The following is an 18,408-nucleotide window of genomic DNA, read 5'->3' as shown; positions in this document are numbered from 1 at the left end:
ATTATGTGCTGAACCTAGTTATGTGTTTAACATAAGTACAAAACTGTTACAGTGTGAAACAATTCTTCTAATTTCAGCACATAACAATATAAGTATTACTTCTTTTGGCAATAATAAAAATAAAAGGAGTCAATGCTTATGTGCAATGAAATCCAAATCGTTAATTTTGAAAAACATCTTGTTAAGAATGGCTATTCCAATCTCGTTATTGGGCAGTACATAAGAAAGGCAAAGGAATTTTTAAAATACAAAGATACGTATTCTGTTCAATGGACAGATTATGAGGAATTAAAGCAAGTTATATCGAAATATTTAAAGAACACCCCGTTATCGTCCCAGAAAAGTACAATTCAAGCTGCTCTCCATGCATATTATTATTTTCTTAGTGGTAACAAGATTTTTAGACGGTTAAACCTATCTGATTTTGATGTGGATATGTCTATTGAAGCTGAGATAGAAAGGTTTCGAAAGTATTTAACCGAAGTAGCTAAACTAAGCGATAGTACGATTGTTTCTCAATGCAATGCAGTAAAAATATTTTTATATTGTTGTTTTCCAAAAAAAGATTTTTCTCCTGAAAAGATAACTGTTGACCATGTTAGAGTATACCTGACTAACACGCTTCGTCATGTTTCAAATGTAACGAGGAAAACTATTATAGTCAGAATTAGAAGTTATGTAAGATTCCTTGAATTCAATGATGGTGTAAAATTTGATAAAATACTGAAATTACCAATGACTTCTCCTGTTTGGAAACAGGCAGGTATCTCAAAATATCTTACTGATTTAGAAACAAATGCTCTTTTAGCAGCATATGATCAATCAAATCCAACTGGAATTCGCGACTACGCAATTGCACGCTGTTTAAAAGATTTAGGTCTTCGCTGTTCGGAAGTGGCAAGACTTTCATTGAATGACTTTGAGTGGTTGGAGGGAACTGTAACCATTAGACAAACAAAAACAAACTCCGAAAGGAGTCTTCCACTCCACGTCGTTACAGGTAAAACTATTGAAAAATACTTATTACATTCACGTCCAGATACCCAAGAAAGAATTTTATTTGTGAGATTTAAAAAAGAACTAGGGCAACCAATGGGAACCTCCCAAGTTCGAAATACTGTAAGAAGGGCTGCTATTCGAGCCGGAATAGAAAATTTCACAGGTACTCATATGCTAAGACATACAGCTGCAAAAGAAATGATCAATAATGGTGTGGACTTAAAGATGATTGCAGATATTCTAGGCCACGAATCTATTGAAACTACCAGTATTTATACGAAGATAAACTTTACGGAGTTACAGGATGTGGCTGGAATCTGGCCAGAGGTGAGAACATGAATAATAACCTCATTTCAAGGCAAATTGAAAAGTACATTTCCTATAAAAAAGCCCTTGGATATCAGATTAAAATAGAATCCCAAGAATTAAGACGTTTTGCGTCATATACTGTCTCAATAGGATATGAGGGCTCGTTAACCAAAGATATTGCGTTCCAATGGGCTACTCTTAAACCAAATTATTCGCAATGGTATATGGCAAGAAGAATGGAGACAATCCGAACGTTTGCAAAGTATATTAGTGTTTTCGATCCTATGGCACAAATACCTCCAAACGGGATGTTTGGAAAATGTCATGGTCGGACAACCCCTTACATCTTTACTGAACAAGAAATATGCATTTTAATGCAAGCATCGTTGAATTTATATGCACCTGATGGTCTTAGATGTAAGACCATCTCAACTGCAATTGGCCTTTTATGGTCTACAGGGATGCGTCCAAATGAAGTATGTCAATTAATGGACGACGATGTTGATTTTAATGATGGCTTAATTACCATAAGGGAGACCAAGTTTTCAAAAAGCCGTATTATCCCTATTCATGAGACAGCCATTTCAAAACTAAGGTCATATGTAAATGATAGAGATAATCTAAGAAGAGATTTTTCAGATCTACATTTCCTTATTACAACAGGCAGTCGCAAACTGGTATTACGTAATTTTGAAAGTGCATTACAAGTAATCAGAGATCAGATCCTGATAGATAAAAATGAATGGGATAGACGTCCCCCAAGATTATATGATTTTCGTCATACTTTTGCATGTAACACACTGCTGCGCTGGCTTAATAATGGTATAAACATAGATAGGAAGATAATATACCTCTCCACCTATCTCGGCCATGTAAAAGTAGCAGATACCTATTGGTATCTTACGGGAACACCCGAGTTATTACAACTTACTTCTAGGAATTTTGAAGAATTCTTCTATGAGGGAGGGTGTCAGTGATGAAAAATAATGATTTCCAAGAGCTACTTCAAAACTTTTTCCTAAAATGGATGATGGGTCAGAAGAAAGTATCTCCTTCTACTATCCAAGCGTATAAGGATACATTTCGTATTCTTTTAAAGTATATGAACGAAGAACATGGCGTTAAAGCAATTTCAATAAGCATGGAAGCAATAGATGCAGATGCTATTATTAGATTCTTGCATTACCTTGAGAATAATCGAAGAAACACATTTAGGACAGTAAATAATAGGCTAGCAGCAATAAAATCATTTATGGAGTATGTATCCTACGAATGCCCGGAATATTCAGGGACTGTAAGAAAAATTAAGGCGATACCCTTTCGAAAGGTAGAAAAGAAAGAAATCTGCTATCTCACTAAAGAGGAAATGGATATATTACTTAATACTTGCGAAACAAAGAATCCTGAAGGAAGACGTGATTATCTTATGTTGCTTCTCCTTTATAATTCAGGGATGCGGGTTTCGGAAATGATATCGATACAAGGGAAAGATGCTCATTTTTCCGATAATGGAAAATGCCATTTACGAATTATGGGAAAAGGAAGAAAGCAACGAGTCGTTCCTTTATGGCAAACGACAACAAAATGTATTTCTGATTTTATGCATGAGAATGGAATTAAAGACAATGACTATTTGTTATCTGGCAGAAATGTAAAGCATTTAACACGATCTGGGGTACGTTACAGAATAGATTGCATTGTTAAGAGAGCAGCTACCAATTGTCTATCTTTAAAAAATAAATCAGTAACTCCACATGTATTCCGGCATTCGACTGCAATGAGCCTGTTGCAATCAGGTATTGATATTTCAACAATTGCTATATGGCTTGGACACGAGAGTATTGAAACTACACACAAATATATGGTAGCTGATATAAAATTAAAAGAACGTGCGCTAAACAAACTACATGAACCAGATTCGAATGCAGCTGACAATAGATATCATGCTACTGATGATATCCTTCAGTTTTTGAAATCATTATAATGAACATGTTATGTGTTGAGTTATAATAAAGAAAGTCGTTGCTTTAAAAGCACTTTTTACCCCCGGTAATAAACTCAGCACATAACTAGGTTCAGCACATAATTGCGGTTATGTGTTTAAGTACATAACCGCAAGGCCTGGCTTTTCAGCAATACCATAAAAGGTGCAAAAGCTAGTGCCATTACATACAGCGTTGTGGAGACAGCGAAAGAAAATGGATTAAATCCATTTCATTATTTGCGCTATCTTTTTGAAGTTCTTCCCAATATGGATACAACAAATAAAGATAAAGTAGCTACTCTCCTACCTTGGTCCAAGACTTTGCCGCAAGAGTGCTACGTTCCTAATGAAACTAAATAAAGCATACAATAAGTCCACATCTAATTTCTAGGTGTGGACTATCTTACGCTTACCTCTTTTTGTTTTAGATTAGAAAGCACTTAAAAGCAAACATTTTATCAAACTTTATTTTAAAGCTACAGGGGATTGTCCCCTGTAACTCTCTCTTACAAAAATGTAAGTAAGTTTTACAAATAAGGGGCAGCGGTAAACCATTTATGTATGAACTTTATGGTGGTGCTTATCAGAATCGAGAACGTACAACTTGTACAGTTTCTCGATTCTTTTTTTGTTTGGGAAAAAGGGTGAGAAACAAGCGTGACAAAATTGAGAGGAATTTGGGGAGGTAAAAAGATTAATGTTGGGGACACAAATCCAACTTTGATATTATTGGGTGTTTTTAGTTAAAAAATTCGCGCATCAATACGAAAAATTGACTTATAACTCAAAAAATAGTAAAATCCTTTCAAAAATTTACGTAAAAAGGAGGAGAATATATTGGCTACGATTAAAGACGTTGCAAATGAGGCTGGTGTTTCGATTGCTACGGTATCACATTACTTAAATAATCCTATTCTCAAATGCTACAAGGAACAGATGATTTATCAGAAAAAAGTATAGAAAAAGTAATGAGAATCCAAAAGGCATCAAAACAATTAGAGGATTTGACTGAAAATTATAGAGAATACATTAATAAAAAATCGATAGCATTTAAAATGTCTGATTTAAATACTATTATTGACGATTCGATTGAAATAACATCTGAGAGATTAAGGAAATATAATATAAATCTTGCATTTCAAAAAAGTATAAGCCTTTAAAAGCTTATGTGAACGAGGCCTACATAAAACAAGTATTTGTTAATTTAATTAAAAACAGTATAGAATCTTTTGAATCGCAAAATACATCTAATAAAATTGAAATTGTAACAGACATAAAATGGGACCATATCATCATTGAAATATCTGATACAGGTGAAGGAATACAACAAGAGAATTTTGAACTTATTTTCGATCCGCTTATTTCGTCTAAGGAAGAGGGAATGGGAGTAGGTCTTCCGTTTGTAAGAAAGATCATTTTTGAACACCGAGGAGAAATAAAGGTGAAAGAAAGCAGTGCAAGCGGAACAACATTTAAGATTACGTTGCCACAATATGAGTTTAGTGATTTTAATCAATGATTCCTTTTGCTTTTGATAAGAATAGATACAAGCAAAACGATTAGTGAACGTGTTGAATTAAAGTTTTAACTTAAACCTGAGATAAGCTGATTCAAATAAAGCGAATGTAATTGCTAGTACTTCATAGGACGTTATGGACGGTTGAAATGTGAAATTCTCTTTTATTAAACATGTATTTTTATTCAAATTATGATCTTAAGAAGAAAAAAACTCCTTATTGCGTCAATGGGGCTTTAGCGCAATAAGGAATAATCTCCTGTAATTATTATTAATACGCTGTCAACTCCATAAACGTCTCATTATTATAAATAGTGGATAACAAAGGATCATTATATGCTGTCTCTCTTAGTGTATCTTCTAATTCTATCGATCTAGCTAATTCCTCCAAACCTTGATCGGTCTCTCCTTGTTGAACAAGTGCTACACCTTTTCCGTAGTATCCAATAGCTTCATTTGGAAATTGCTCAATAATAGTGTTATAGATTTCTTCAGCTTCTTTGAAATTACCGGCATATGTAAGCATTAAACCTTTATAATCTAAAGCATTTAATGATTGTTCTGAGTTAAGCTCCATAATTTTGTCCAAATATGGAATCGTATCATTAAATTCCCCTAATGAATCATGGAGATAGACAAGGTACCATAGCGCGTCAATATCTGCGGGTTCTGCTTTTATGTATTGTTCTAAATAAGGGATTGCCTTTTCATCTTCGGATAAGAAGTAAAGTGAAACTCCTTTTCCATATAGAGCAAAAGGTGTACTGGCATCAATCTCTAAAGCTTTATTATAATAATCTAGGGCTTTTTCGTACCTTTCAAGCGAGAAATGAGCATTTCCCATGTTGATAAATTGCTCTGGTTCTTTATCGCTAATATCAATCGCTTTTTGTGCAGCGACAATCGCTTGTTCGTATTCGCCTAGTTCATTTAATGACAAAGCCTTGTTATTGAATGCACTATCCATTTGGTTCTCTAGTTCAATTGCTTTGTCTAGGGGGTGTATTGCTTCTTCATATTGCCCCATCAAATTTAGCACATGGCCTTTTTCATTATACAGTTTTGGATCGTCAGGGTATTTTTCCAATTGTTGATCCACATCTTCTAAAGCCAATTCATACTGTTCCTTTTCATACCATTTATCATATTTTTCTCTTGAAAAATCAGGATCTGCATCGAAAAAGCTACAGCCTGAAAGAATAATAAATGAAAACACAAATAAGGCCCAAACTTTTTTATTCATTTTATCACTTCCGTTTTCAGTTTGAAAATCTCTCTTATATTACCATATCTAAGGAGATAATGCATTGGATATTTTACTTGTGAAAATTATAGTATGCACAAAGCAGGTACAAAATTGCAACCTCCTTGAAACAGACATGACATAGTGAGTTCATTCCCTCTGATCACTGTTATTATGCGTTTTTTGTGGTATAATAAGGGAGTGAGATCTTTTCGGAAGGGAGCTTGTCATGCGTAAGCTAACGGTTGATTCGGTCGAATTTAAGCGCATTATGCATAACTTGCATATCGAGGAATTAGATATTTCATCTAAGAGGCAGCAGAGGTTGTTGGAATTTATTAATTCTGGTCAACAGATTACAGTTGGTGCTTTAAAGGAAATATATCAAAATGGATAAATACAGATCAATAGATAATGATCGATACTTATTGGAGAATAATCTTTTTGGTGTCTCTTCTTTAGAAGAACTCAGAGACTTGGAAGCAATCGCATTTGCAGCACGCGCAGCAGAGCTTGTTAGTGAAAAGCAATTTTTGGAGACTTTTTCGGAACAGTCCTTTAAAAAACTTCATTTCCATTTGTTTCAGGATGTTTATAAATTTGCGGGTGAATATCGCAATGTGCAGTTAACGAAAGGAAATACGAGATTTTGCCAGGCTGAGTTTGTTGCCAGTTATGCGACTAGCTTATTTGCAGAGTTAAATGATGAGCCAGCGTGGAAATCAGTTGAAGAAGCAGCGGATCGCCTTGCATATTATAAAACAGAGCTTAATTTACTACATCCATTTCGAGAAGGCAATGGGCGAACAATTCGTATTTTTATACACGCTTTTGCTTTATCAAGGGGTATCACTTGGCATTACGAAAATATTGACAGAGAAGCTTACATGCATGCGATGATTCAATCTGCAATAACTACGAAACCACTCAATCAATTGTTTGTAAATACAATAGCATTTAATAATTAATCTATATACTCTCTCTAAAACGTGAGGGTTTTTTTATTACATAGAAAGGCAACAATTGGATTTAGATCAGGAAAATTAAGATTAAAAAGGTGGAGAATGATGAACAAAAAATATAACATTTGGGCTTTTTGTTTAATAATTAGTTGTGTGGGATTAGCAGGTTATTCATTGTATTCGAATTTGAATAACACTTGGATTTTAGCCCCACCAAATTACATATTATTATTCCTTAGTTTGATAGCTCTCATTTTAGGCTTTCTCGGCTTCAAAGATAAAAGAAATGGGTGGACAAAAACAAGAAGTTGGATCACTATAATATTATCATCATTTACAACGATAGGATTATTCTTGATAGTTTCATTTACACTCCTCTTTTCATCAATGGGAGCGAATGAATACATAAAGACAGTAAGTTCTACCGATGACAATTACACGATTGATTTTTATCGTTTTAACGCAGGTGCAGCTGGTTCATTTGGTATAAGGGGAGAATTAAACGGTCCGCTTTGGTTTAAAAAAAGAATTTATCTTGAACATAATGCAGATGAAGCCAAAGTGGAATGGGAAAATGATCGTATAGTATCTATAAATAACCACACCTTAAAGTTGGATAAGGGCGAGACATACGGTTATCAATGATCAATATTCAAGATCAATGCAACAAGCAAAGTTTATTGTAAAGAAGGGTGTTCTATGAGCAAGAAAAAAATCGAACAAAGTGTCTATCGCCATGCTCCGGTGCTATTACATGAGAAAGGCTATATCAGCCCGGTTGATCTTTTGGTCAAAATGGAACGACTTACAGATAAGCAAGTAAAAGACTGGAGAATGAAAAAGATTACATATTTAGAACGTGTGGCTGCAGGAAATTTAGGGAAATTGAACCATGTGTTAAAGACATTAGAAAGGTTTGCAAAAGAGCAAAACCTCAAACCATCAATTACCACATATAAATCATGGGGGAAAGGACCAAAGAAGACTTTGCAATTTTCTAAAAGTCGCAATCCTCATATGGAAAAAGTGTATTCTACACATTATATCCGAGTCAAAAATAAATAGATGTAAAATCGTATTCTCCTATCATCGTTTTTGTTACTAATCGTATAATTTGTTTATTTTGTATAACTTTTGTATAATTAAAAAGTAGTTATTTCGAATTATAATTTTCCGCTAGAACAACTAAGAAGGGGTTGTAATATATGACGATTAACCTATCAACAAAAATAGAACATAGTAAATTAGAAATGTTTAATCAAGTTATCCCGATTATTCACGCGATGATACCAGATGTAGGAATTGGTATATCGAATACAACAGAATGGTTAAGTTATTATCCAGGTACAAAGATTAACCTAGGCGTAGAAGCAGGTTCTAAAATTGATCCAGAAGAACCACTGGCAGATTGTATTAAAAACAATAAGTTTATCAAAGAAGAAGTACCAGCAGAATTTTTTGGGTTTTCGTTTACTGGTCTAGCTAAACCTATTTTAGATGGAAATGATGTAATCGGTGCCATAGCTATTCAAATTCAAGAACAAAATGAAAAAGAACTTAAACGCATTTCTGATCAAATATTTCAGTCCCTTTCACAAGCAAATGATCGGATCAAAACGATTACAACAGGGGCGGATGATTTAGCCGAAATCACTGATACGCTTCTAATTCAATCGAATCAAGCAACAGAAGGTATGGATAATACGGATGAGGTCATTCTTTTTATAAAAAAAATTGCTAATCAGACCAATATTTTAGGATTAAATGCTTCGATTGAAGCAGCGCGAGCGGGTGATAAAGGCAGAGGTTTTGATGTAGTGGCAAAAGAAATTCGCAAATTATCGACTGAAACGGTAGCTTCTACGGATAAAATTAGCCACACGTTAACTGAAATGAAGGCTTCGATTAATCAAATACAGGAGTTAGTGAATAAAATCGTTTCGGTTAGTCGTACTCAGGCTGCTTCTACCAAAGAAGTTTCCTCGTCTATAGATGAAATTGAAGAGATGAGTAATCAATTAAAACAGTATGCAAAGGAATTATAATAATGATTTACAAGATTACGTAACTTGAAAAGAAGCACACTTGAATGTGCTTCTTTACGCTTTTCTAATGGCCCGTGTTAGATTCTTTCTAAAAAGCACCTGAACCACCACCGCCACCACCAACTCCTGCTCCACCGCCGGGAACACCACCATCACTACTGCTGGTAGAAGCTACAACGGTTGAATTTGCTTTATCAAATTGATTGTTAATGGTACTTGCTATCAGTATGAACATGACAATGTCATTTGTTTGCAAACTGGAATCAGTATGAGCAGTCGATGACAATCCGTTGCTAAGGTGTTCGCTTTTTTTCTGCATCGACTTGTTGCCGGTACCGAGAGCATAAATAAATGCTTGCATTTGTTCATCACTCATCCATTGATTCCACTCTTGTTCGCTGATGTTATCGTAGTTGGAACTGAAATTTGCCCATTGCTTCTTAATCCTAAGTCCTTGGACAGTTTTTGGTTGATAGAGAACCGCGAAAAGCAATAAAGTTAAACTTATAAAGATCGATAAAACCATCCAAATGAAAAGAGAATGAACGCCAAGCATGATAATAAATGGAATAAGGAGAAAACTTGCAACAGCTGAAGTCCATCGTATCCCTTGTTGTTTATCAACAAGATCGTGGTCATTTGTTTCGCTTTTTACAGCTTGTATCCACTTGTGAAAGTCACCATTGTACGTTGAATGGTTGTCTTCGATTTTTGTATAGGCTTCAAGTGCTTTTAAAGAGAAATTTCCATTGTCTCCGATTTTGTAAAATAGCCAATTTATAAGTATACTTTCATGCTGATGGTCTGTATTTTCATCTACAACCGTAAATTTATTATCATCCTCTCGCTGGACGTACCCTTTTCTAACAAGATCTAATAGAGCAGCGGATAAAAATTCAGTATTTGCTGACATATTTCGCATGTAAAGTATAGTAGCGGGTAAACTCATTTCTTGCTTCGGTAAGTATAGAGATTGTGAAGAGCTACGTTCTACTTCCCATAATTTCTTGCTCTTGATGCTTAGTGCCCTAAACAACAGTACGACTAAATATATGATAAATACACCGACAATATAAGGGGAAATACGGTTTAAAATGTCTTGTCTGCTTTCAAAAGCGGCTGCTTCTGCTTCAAACCTCGATTTGTCAGCAGCAATTTCCTCGCCTATTGTTTTGTTTTCTAAAAGACTAGTCGTAGGAAATAAAGAAGTATCATAAGCAACCCGGATATCTCCATTTGTCCCACTATCAACTTTTCCCATTGCAAAATGTACAACACCATCTGAATCTATAGTGGATGTATCAAATGCTTCATCATAACCTAAGGCCAGCACCTCTTCTTCAGTTGGTTGAGGCGGGTGGACATAAATATTCATATTTTCATAGTTAGATTCATTGCTTGTATCGAAGAATGGCCAATAGAATTGTGCAAAATCAGAGAACACTTCGACACCATTTGTAATCGTATAAGAAAGTTCGACTTCAACTTCTTCATATGAACCACTTCGATAAACGTTGTAAAAATTCTCTTCTTGTTCAACATCTAAAGTATTGCCGTTTTCAGAAGCTTGGAAGTCTACTATTTGCGTCTGTTCTTTAGGAATAAGTGTACGCGTAATGCCATTAAAATCATCATCAAATTGGTAAATGTGTTGTTCTGTTACTTGCACATCACCATTTTCTTGTAAGTGAGCATTGATTTCGGTATTCTCAATGGAAAAATCAACGGCAAAGACAGGTAGTGGTAGTAGGAAAATAGAAAAAGCAATAATAAGCAGTATCGCTATTTTTTTCATATGTATAAGCTCCTCTCTATATCTATATACGATTCTTAAGTGAATAAGGTTTCATCAGATAATAGAAAGCACTTCAATTCATAAAGAATGAGCGGATAAACAAAGTAAATATTATTTTTGGGTTACAAAAGGTATTAATGAATAGTTTAAAAATATGACTAACAAACATTATATAACCTTGAATAGGTAAATATTTTATGTGCTAGACCTGAATAAAAGTCATAATTAAATTTTTGCTAAGCTAATCAATAAACCTAAATGAGGTCAGGTTATAAGAAGTATGTTTATGAAATAACGTAATAAGAGAGTAATCGTTTTAATGAGATTACAAGATAAGCATATTGTCTCATTGATCCTTTTGTACTACGTAAAATTTTTCCAACAAAATTCACTATTATATATCATTTTTTGCAGAAAAGTTATATAATATGGTTATATGTGGATTTGAGTTAACAATTTACAAATAATTCTGTTAAACTATGAAACTTTCTGAACTAGATTTTACATAATTCAATCCATATGAAATCTTTCATACACTTAATTAACAGGAGGTCATAGTGAATGGCAAATAAAAAAGCAATCATGACAGTTACACTAGGTGCTGCCATTGCAACAGCAGTAGTAGGGACAGATGAAGCAGAAGCTGCGTCCCATAAAGTTCAAAGTGGTGACTCGTTATGGAAAATAGCTCAGAAATATAATACAAGTGTTCAAACGCTAATAGATATTAATAAACTTCGAACAGATATTATTTATCCTAATCAGGTTTTAGAAACAAGTACTTCTACGAGCAAGAAAAATGACAGTAATTCAAGTAAAAATGATAGTCAAAAGCAATCATCCTCGAGTAGCAGTGCAAGTAAATATACCGTAAAGAGTGGAGATACATTAAGTAGTATTGCTTCTAAACATAATATTTCTCTTAATAATTTGATGAAATGGAATAACTTAAATACTACTTTAATCTACCCTGGTAATGTTTTTGTTGTGGAAAAACCAAATTCTAATAATAATTCAAGTAGTAATAATAGTAATTCTAGTTCAAATTCAAGTTCCGATAAAAAAGTGAATAGTTCTTCTTACACTGTGTACACAGTGAAGTCAGGGGACACACTTTCTCATATCAGTAAAGACTATGGTGTAAAAGTGTCTAATTTAAAGAAATGGAACAAGTTAAGCTCAGATAGAATCTATATTGGGCAAAAGTTAAACATTGGAGCAAAACAAGATAAAAACTCTTCTTCTGATAATAAAAATGCTGAAAAAGAGCCGTCAACTGATATAGACTACAATGTTTCCAAGTTAATTGAAGTAGCAACAAGCTTGGAAGGGACAGGTTACAAGTGGGCTGGCACAACACCAAGCGGATTCGATTGCAGTGGTTACATATACTACGTTTATAAACAAGCAGGTAAAGAAATGGGACGTCATTCTAGTTCTGGGTATTATGATCGGTCTTATTATGTAAACAACCCCAAAGTCGGAGATCTTGTATTTTTTGAAGGTACCTACAAATCTGGTATTTCTCATATGGGCATATATCTGGGAGACAACCAATTTATTCATGCCGGTTCTAAAGGCGTCGAAATAGTTAGCTTAACTCACTCCTACTGGAAGAAACATTTTTCTAGTTTTAAAAGGTTCTATTAATCTTAAATAGCGAAAGTCCTCTTTAAATATAGAAGAGGGCTTTTTTATTTCGTATGCACGTTGCTTACCTTAGATCATTTTCCAATAATTATCTGATAAAGAGTGGAGGGAATACAGAAAATAGTTTATTTGTTCGAATATATTAAAGTAGAATTTGTTTAAGGAGAGTTTGAATGACAGGAAAAACACATATTATGGGTGGAATTGCTTCAACAGTCGCAATCTCCCACTTTTATACGTACGAACCCGTGATGTTTATCATCGCAGGAGCAATTGGAGGAATCATACCTGACATATGTCACGGTGGAAGTAAGATTGGTAGGAAGTTCCCGCTCATCTCGAGAGTGGTTAATACCATCTTTGGGCATCGCACGTTTACACATAGTTTATTATTTTTGGTACTGATGAATCTGGTATTATCATTGTTTATTAATAACCAATCGATTATTACGGGTCTACTAGTTGGAATGGTAAGCCATTTCGTATTAGATGCCGCAACTAAAAAGGGAATCAAACTTCTCTATCCTTTGCAGTTTACCATTCGCTTTCCGCTATCTATTAAAACCGGTGGACAAATGGAGACACTTATCTTATTAGCTTTAACTTTGGTAACCATTTATTATGGGAGGCTCGTTGTTTTATAGCATTTAGCCAGCTTATACATGGACTTTTCACCAGCTGCTTTGAAGAATGCTATATAATAAAATTATAGTCAATATTTAGTGAAGGGAGTAATTTATTTATGACCAGGTTAATAAGTATTTTACTATATTTGTTGTTTCTAATTGTAATGTCGACACTGTTATTTTTCTTAATCATTTCGTTTTTCCCAACGAATGAACCGGTTGTTGTTTATCTATTAACCTTAATTTTCACCCAACTCCTGTTAAAAGAGATTGGTACGTTGAAGATTGAAAAGCTTTAAAAATGGTTTGCGGGTGAAATGAGTTTTTTGGTGTCATCGCTATTTTATCATTGGCAACCGTTTCTTTATTTCAAGATTTGCGCATAAGCATAAGTGGTAAAATCAACATGTATTAAACTCCCACACTAATTGCCGTCTTACTTTCAAAAGGAGGAAAATCAATGTTTAACCTATTCGGTAAAAAGAAAAAGGAACAACCTGATAAAAAGCCAACCTATCACGATAAACTAGGAATATTAGTGGTATATCGTGATTTCGATCATTCTGAGGAAGCTTTATCGCAATATTTTGAGGAATACCCGGAAGAAGAATTGTGGCAATATTCTTCGGTAGGACAGTCAGGCCCTATGAGTTTTGATGAAGCAAAAGCGGAGCGTATACCTCTGCCTATTGTATTTACCTATCCACTTTTTGTTGTATATGAGCCTTCCGATTCAAAAGAGATTGAACCACTTTTTTCTTCTGTGGAAATAGAAGAAGTGAAGCGGTTTATTGAAAAATACGAGCAGTCTGCCAAGTAATTATTACACCTTGACAACTTTCCGGATTATATTAGAATAAAGATTGGCTCTTTTTTAGAGTGGGCAGGGAGAGGGAAAACTGAATAGAAGGAATTACATTGAAAAGAGATTTATTTCAATTAGAGCAACATGATACCAATGTGAAACAAGAAGTGACTGCTGGATTGATTGGTTTTTTCACGATAGCATATATTATTGCTGTGAATTCGCTTATTTTATCTGAAGCAGGAGTACCTCTTGAAGGAGCTGTTCTAGGTACAATCCTTACCTCGTTTGTTGGTTGCTTGATAATGGGAGTATGGGCAAATGCACCAATTCTCGTTGTCCCTGGTATGGGGATTAACGCCATGTTTACCTATACCTTAGTACAATCGATGGAATTAACGTGGCAACAAGCACTGGGTGTTACCGTTATTTCAGGTCTGATCTTTACACTAATCGCTTTTTCAGCCTTAACGACTATCATTAAAAACGCGATACCTAAATCACTAAAAGAAGCGATTAATATCGGTATCGGCTTATTTTTAATGCTGATAGGTTTAGAAAAGGGCAACCTGGTAGAACGTGGAGATCAATCGATCATTGCCTTAGGTAACTTTAGTGATCCACTTGTCCTGGCAACGATCATAACGTTAGTGATAGCGTTCGTGCTCTTTATTCGTAATGTAAAAGGCAATTTTTTATGGACAATTTTGCTCGGAACAGGTATTGGATTTGTATTAGGTGTACTTCCATCGAAAACGAATGATCCTTTTTCATTAGAGGGATATCAGGAAGTATTCGGAGCCTTCACCTTTACCGAATGGACCTCACTTCCATTTTTAATTGCTGTCTTTTCGATTATGATGGTGGTTGTGTTCGAAAATATTGGTTTGACTTATGGTCATGTTGCAGCGACGAATCGTCCGGAAAAGTTCAAAAAGGCTTTCCAGGCAAACGGTATTTCTATCATGTTGTCTGGTATGTTCGGTTCAAGTCCAACGGTGTCTACCGCAGAGACAACGGCGGCTATTACTGCTGGTGGAAGAACAGGGTTAACGACCATTACAACTGGTTTTTTGTTTTTAGGTGTAACTTTTTTTATACCGTATATTCAAATGATCCCTTCCAATGCGATTGCGCCGATTTTGATTATTATCGGGGGTCTCATGGTTCAAAATATCAGGAATTTAGACTTGAGTGATCTGTCTGAAGCTTTTCCTGCAATTTTTGTCATTGTCATGATTCCTTTCACATATAGCATTGCAGATGGAATGGCGATTGGGTTTATTTTATATGTTATTCTAAAATTAAGTACAGGAAATGCCAGAAGGGTATCATTCACTCTTTATGTGATAGCATTCTTGTTTTTGTTAAATTTTATTATTCATTTTGCTGTTTAGAGTCATGGTTTAGTCGTTATTTTATTAAAAGAGATCCATTTTGTTTGTAATACACAAAATGGATCTCTTTATGTTCGTATAGAGTGTTGATTAAATCAGTTATAAAAATTAAACAGATTTAATAGCATCTTCAACAGATGTATTTCCTTCGACAACTTGGAAGGCCTTGCCGATAGTTGTGTCATTCTCAAGTGCTGCTAAAATAACTCTTGCCACATCTTCCCTGGGGACTTGGCCTCTTTCTACTTTTTCAGCAAGCTGTACTTGATTTTTACCTGGATCATTTGTTAGTCCCCCAGGGTGGACAATCGTATAATCTAAGTCCGTGTTTCTTAACCATTCATCTGCATAATGCTTTGCAACCACATAGGGTGCAAATGCTTCTGGTGCAGATTGAATCGCTTCACGACTCGTATCAAAGGAGCTGACCATTATATATCGCTTCACATTTGCTTGTTTTGCAGCTTCTATAGTTTTTACAGCACCATCTAAATCAATCATAAGGGTTTTATCTTTACCAGTTTTTGGACCAGAACCAGCAGTGAAGACAATCGCATCTACGCCCTCAGCAGCTTTTGCAATTTCTTCAATCTCATCTTCTAAATCGACAATTGCAACTTCTGCACCTAACTCCTTAAAATAAGAAGCTTGTTCCTCTTTACGGATCATTGCTTTTGCTTCTAAGTTTTCATTTTCTTGAATGAATTTTACTAGATGCTTTCCAATTTGACCATTCGCGCCAACTACTAAAATTTTCACATGCTTCACCCTTTTCTAATATATTTCACTTTCTATTTTAAAGTCTATCAGCACAAAAGTTAAATGATCCAACTTGCTAACTTACATATGATTGGAAAAAAATAGCTTTTAAATGAAACCAATCGACTTATTAAAACGTCATATTAATAGAGATTATTGTCTTAGATATACCAGATTTGTGGTATACATAAAAAGAAAGACTATCCGTTAAAGAAATGGAAGGAGCATCACCGAATTGAGAAAAATTTTGATTTTCTCTATCCTATTTTTAAGTCTGCTAAGTGCTTGTAATAATGATGAAGAAAAAGTTACAATTGAGGATAAGAATTTTGCAAATATCCTCTATGTTCAAAAAATAGAAAATAATTATAGTTCAAGGGAATTAACAAAACCGATTGAAGATCAAGAAAAGATCCAAGAAGTGTTAACAATAGTAGAGGGATTACCAGCAGAAAAGATTTCAACAGATGAATTCATTCAGAAACTTGAAAATCAAGATGACTATTATCGGTTCGGTTTTGTTGGAGAAAATGGGGAAAATGTGCAAAGGGATCAGTATGCTTTTCAAATAATGGATGACGGTACCATTATATTTAATTTTGATCAAATAAATAATCCAGATCATCCTTTAGTTACTGTTACCGCTCATCATGAAATACTTGAAGAATTAAAAGAAGTTTTAGGCATACAATTTTAGAGAGAATGTACATAAAGCAAGTTAGATTGGGGGACTTACATTTGAAAACAGTAGCAGTGTATTGTGGATCAAGCTGTGGAAATGATCCGATATATGTTCAAGAAGCCAAACGATTAGGACAACTTTTAGCCAAAGAAAGCATTGATTTAGTATATGGCGGCTCGAATGTTGGTTGTATGGGAGCTGTTGCCGATGGGGTTTTAGAATCTGGTGGTAACGCGATCGGTGTCATTCCAGAAAAGCTGAGCAATGTGGAAATTGCCCATGATAAACTAACGAAACTGCATGTGGTGAACACAATGCATGAAAGAAAAGCGATGATGGCTGATTATGCGGATGGCTTTATTGCATTACCAGGTGGTACGGGAACACTAGAAGAGTGGTTTGAAGTTTTCACATGGGCGCAAATTGGCTACCACAATAAACCATGTGCCTTACTTAATATCAATAATTATTATGATCCGATTATGACTTTATTTGATCATATGATCGAGCAAGGTTTTGTCAAACCGGCATACAGAGATTTAGTTGTGATTGAAAACGAATCAGAAAAACTTATTCAACGATTAAAGGGTTATCAGGGAGAATATATTGATAAGTGGAAATAAAAGTGGAGCTCTTATAATTGATAGAGCTCCATTAATTTATGGCTTACTACTTTAATATCACGTTCAAGAGCTAATTGGAATCCATTTTCAGATAAATCAGGTAATCGTTGCTCTATAATATCCTTACTGGTTTGCTCGAAGTCTTCTAGTGTCCTTCCTTTGTAGACAGTCTGTCCATTCTGTAACCAATCCTTATAAATTGGTATATCCCTTATTAATATGGGTATTTTAGCGGCTAATGCTTCTAATAAAACGATCCCTTCCGTTTCCTCATGAGTCAAAAAAAGAAACAAATCACTGCCAGCATAAGCATCAGATAATTCTTGTCTTGAAATATATCCAGGAAAATGAAGGTTAGGTAGTTTGCGTTGAAGAGCGCGCTTCACATTAGCTGGAACCAAATGTAGATTTGTATATCCGAACCAAAAGAATTGATAAGTCGGCATTTTTTCTGCTAGTTTTACGAAATCGATAATCCCTTTTCGTTCCATATAATGTCCAACAGATAAGATGACTTTCTCTTCTTTATTTATACCATATTTTTTTCGAAAACGTTGACGTCCTCTTTCTGTCTTTTTAAAGTATCCAGTATCTATTCCGTTTGTTAAAGTATAGATCGGCCGTTTTATAGCATAGGTTTCTAATATGGTTTGAGAGTAGTTTGTTGGTGTGATTACAATGTCTCCATGGTTATAGCAAAACGTTATCCATTTCTTAAAAAGAGGTGCTAATAAATTGGAGCCAATAAATGAATCACGAAAATCCTCCATAGTAGAATGAGCATAATAGATAATCTTTTTTTTGCGGCGTTTTGCCAGCCATGCCATCCATAATGCGTTCGGAAAGATGGTGTTAAGGTGGATAATATCATATTCCTCTTTACTATTTAACGTATGTGGAATGTTTACTAATTCTAGTGCCTTCTTTTGATGCTTCATCGCTTGGCCGACTCCACTTTTATCCACTAACTTCAAGGAGCCGGCATATAATAGTACTTTCATATTTATCCTCCA

General features: G+C 34.8%; 21 protein-coding genes and 1 pseudogene. 18 read left to right on the top strand and 4 right to left on the bottom strand.

Annotation, left to right across the window (positions count from 1 at the left end; translation table 11 throughout):
- The first annotated feature begins 138 nt into the window (after nucleotides 1-138).
- The 6 genes and pseudogenes from BN3107_RS02100 (at nucleotide 139) to BN3107_RS02085 (ending at nucleotide 4,811) form a co-directional block, all read left to right on the top strand.
- The gene (locus BN3107_RS02100; RefSeq protein ID WP_058305991.1) at nucleotides 139-1,338 is read left to right on the top strand and encodes a tyrosine-type recombinase/integrase; all 1,200 of its coding nucleotides are present in this window, start codon (nucleotides 139-141) and stop codon (nucleotides 1,336-1,338) included.
- A complete protein-coding gene (locus BN3107_RS02095; protein WP_058305990.1) occupies nucleotides 1,335-2,285 on the top strand; it encodes a tyrosine-type recombinase/integrase in 951 nt (316 codons plus the stop codon). Before BN3107_RS02100 ends, BN3107_RS02095 begins: the two co-directional genes overlap by 4 nt.
- Entirely contained in the window at nucleotides 2,285-3,292 is a 1,008-nt protein-coding gene (locus BN3107_RS02090; protein WP_058305989.1) for a tyrosine-type recombinase/integrase, read from the top strand. The genes BN3107_RS02095 and BN3107_RS02090 overlap by 1 nt, the downstream gene beginning before the upstream one ends.
- Before the next feature lie 120 nt (nucleotides 3,293-3,412).
- Nucleotides 3,413-3,652 (top strand): annotated as a pseudogene (locus tag BN3107_RS19565) (transposase domain-containing protein); the annotation flags it as partial.
- Nucleotides 3,653-4,129: 477 nt separating this feature from the next.
- Nucleotides 4,130-4,252, top strand: a complete 123-nt coding sequence (locus BN3107_RS19930) for a LacI family DNA-binding transcriptional regulator (protein WP_231735235.1) — start codon at nucleotides 4,130-4,132, stop codon at nucleotides 4,250-4,252.
- A 208-nt stretch (nucleotides 4,253-4,460) separates the two neighbouring features.
- Nucleotides 4,461-4,811 (top strand): ATP-binding protein, encoded by a 351-nt coding sequence (locus tag BN3107_RS02085; protein WP_058305988.1) that lies wholly within the window; start codon nucleotides 4,461-4,463, stop codon nucleotides 4,809-4,811.
- Nucleotides 4,812-5,079: 268 nt separating this feature from the next.
- On the opposite strand, the gene BN3107_RS02080 is transcribed toward BN3107_RS02085, so the two are convergent.
- Entirely contained in the window at nucleotides 5,080-6,051 is a 972-nt protein-coding gene (locus BN3107_RS02080) for a tetratricopeptide repeat protein (protein WP_058305987.1), read from the bottom strand.
- Nucleotides 6,052-6,280: 229 nt separating this feature from the next.
- Here BN3107_RS02080 and BN3107_RS19705 point away from each other — a divergent pair, with 229 nt between their 5' ends.
- The 5 genes from BN3107_RS19705 to BN3107_RS02060 all read left to right on the top strand — a co-directional run bounded on the left by BN3107_RS19705 (nucleotide 6,281) and on the right by BN3107_RS02060 (nucleotide 9,058).
- A complete protein-coding gene (locus tag BN3107_RS19705; RefSeq protein ID WP_156416103.1) occupies nucleotides 6,281-6,448 on the top strand; it encodes a hypothetical protein in 168 nt (55 codons plus the stop codon).
- Entirely contained in the window at nucleotides 6,441-7,019 is a 579-nt protein-coding gene (locus BN3107_RS02075; RefSeq protein WP_058305986.1) for a Fic/DOC family protein, read from the top strand. Before BN3107_RS19705 ends, BN3107_RS02075 begins: the two co-directional genes overlap by 8 nt.
- 96 nt (nucleotides 7,020-7,115) lie before the next feature.
- Entirely contained in the window at nucleotides 7,116-7,658 is a 543-nt protein-coding gene (locus BN3107_RS02070) for a DUF5412 family protein (RefSeq protein WP_231735234.1), read from the top strand.
- Nucleotides 7,659-7,712: 54 nt separating this feature from the next.
- Complete coding sequence (locus BN3107_RS02065; RefSeq protein WP_058305984.1) at nucleotides 7,713-8,078, top strand: hypothetical protein; 366 nt, start codon at nucleotides 7,713-7,715, stop codon at nucleotides 8,076-8,078.
- Nucleotides 8,079-8,218: 140 nt separating this feature from the next.
- On the top strand, nucleotides 8,219-9,058 hold the full coding sequence (locus BN3107_RS02060) for a methyl-accepting chemotaxis protein (RefSeq protein WP_058305983.1): 840 nt from the start codon (nucleotides 8,219-8,221) through the stop codon (nucleotides 9,056-9,058).
- Nucleotides 9,059-9,146: 88 nt separating this feature from the next.
- Here the strand turns inward: BN3107_RS02060 and BN3107_RS02055 are convergent, their stop codons facing one another.
- Nucleotides 9,147-10,853 carry a DUF2207 domain-containing protein gene (locus BN3107_RS02055; protein WP_058305982.1) on the bottom strand — a complete coding sequence of 569 codons (1,707 nt, stop codon included), beginning with the start codon at nucleotides 10,851-10,853 and terminating at the stop codon, nucleotides 9,147-9,149.
- Nucleotides 10,854-11,414: 561 nt separating this feature from the next.
- Between BN3107_RS02055 and BN3107_RS02050 the strand changes: the two genes are divergently transcribed.
- The 5 genes from BN3107_RS02050 to BN3107_RS02035 all read left to right on the top strand — a co-directional run bounded on the left by BN3107_RS02050 (nucleotide 11,415) and on the right by BN3107_RS02035 (nucleotide 15,331).
- Nucleotides 11,415-12,503 (top strand): C40 family peptidase, encoded by a 1,089-nt coding sequence (locus tag BN3107_RS02050; RefSeq protein ID WP_058305981.1) that lies wholly within the window; start codon nucleotides 11,415-11,417, stop codon nucleotides 12,501-12,503.
- 173 nt (nucleotides 12,504-12,676) lie between these two features.
- On the top strand, nucleotides 12,677-13,147 hold the full coding sequence (locus tag BN3107_RS02045; RefSeq protein ID WP_058305980.1) for a metal-dependent hydrolase: 471 nt from the start codon (nucleotides 12,677-12,679) through the stop codon (nucleotides 13,145-13,147).
- A gap of 98 nt (nucleotides 13,148-13,245) precedes the next feature.
- The gene (locus BN3107_RS19700; protein WP_148434620.1) at nucleotides 13,246-13,428 is read left to right on the top strand and encodes a hypothetical protein; all 183 of its coding nucleotides are present in this window, start codon (nucleotides 13,246-13,248) and stop codon (nucleotides 13,426-13,428) included.
- Nucleotides 13,429-13,589: 161 nt separating this feature from the next.
- Nucleotides 13,590-13,949: a hypothetical protein gene (locus BN3107_RS02040; protein WP_058305979.1), complete on the top strand. Its 360-nt coding sequence runs from the start codon at nucleotides 13,590-13,592 to the stop codon at nucleotides 13,947-13,949.
- A 98-nt stretch (nucleotides 13,950-14,047) separates the two neighbouring features.
- Entirely contained in the window at nucleotides 14,048-15,331 is a 1,284-nt protein-coding gene (locus BN3107_RS02035) for an NCS2 family permease (protein WP_082631204.1), read from the top strand.
- A 108-nt stretch (nucleotides 15,332-15,439) separates the two neighbouring features.
- Here the strand turns inward: BN3107_RS02035 and BN3107_RS02030 are convergent, their stop codons facing one another.
- Nucleotides 15,440-16,090, bottom strand: a complete 651-nt coding sequence (locus BN3107_RS02030) for an SDR family oxidoreductase (RefSeq protein ID WP_058305977.1) — start codon at nucleotides 16,088-16,090, stop codon at nucleotides 15,440-15,442.
- Between the two features lie 235 nt (nucleotides 16,091-16,325).
- Here BN3107_RS02030 and BN3107_RS02025 point away from each other — a divergent pair, with 235 nt between their 5' ends.
- Both BN3107_RS02025 and BN3107_RS02020 read left to right on the top strand, forming a co-directional pair.
- A complete protein-coding gene (locus BN3107_RS02025; RefSeq protein WP_058305976.1) occupies nucleotides 16,326-16,787 on the top strand; it encodes a hypothetical protein in 462 nt (153 codons plus the stop codon).
- Nucleotides 16,788-16,828: 41 nt separating this feature from the next.
- Entirely contained in the window at nucleotides 16,829-17,395 is a 567-nt protein-coding gene (locus BN3107_RS02020; protein ID WP_058305975.1) for an LOG family protein, read from the top strand.
- A gap of 11 nt (nucleotides 17,396-17,406) precedes the next feature.
- Here the strand turns inward: BN3107_RS02020 and BN3107_RS02015 are convergent, their stop codons facing one another.
- On the bottom strand, nucleotides 17,407-18,396 hold the full coding sequence (locus tag BN3107_RS02015; RefSeq protein ID WP_058305974.1) for a glycosyltransferase: 990 nt from the start codon (nucleotides 18,394-18,396) through the stop codon (nucleotides 17,407-17,409).
- Between the last annotated feature and the right edge of the window lie 12 nt (nucleotides 18,397-18,408).

Origin of the sequence: Gracilibacillus massiliensis, assembly GCF_001458115.1 — a bacterium.
Classification (GTDB): Bacteria; Bacillota; Bacilli; order Bacillales; family Amphibacillaceae; genus Gracilibacillus; species Gracilibacillus massiliensis.
The sequence above is the reverse complement of the archived record's forward strand: the minus strand, read 5'-3'. Positions and strand labels throughout refer to the sequence as shown.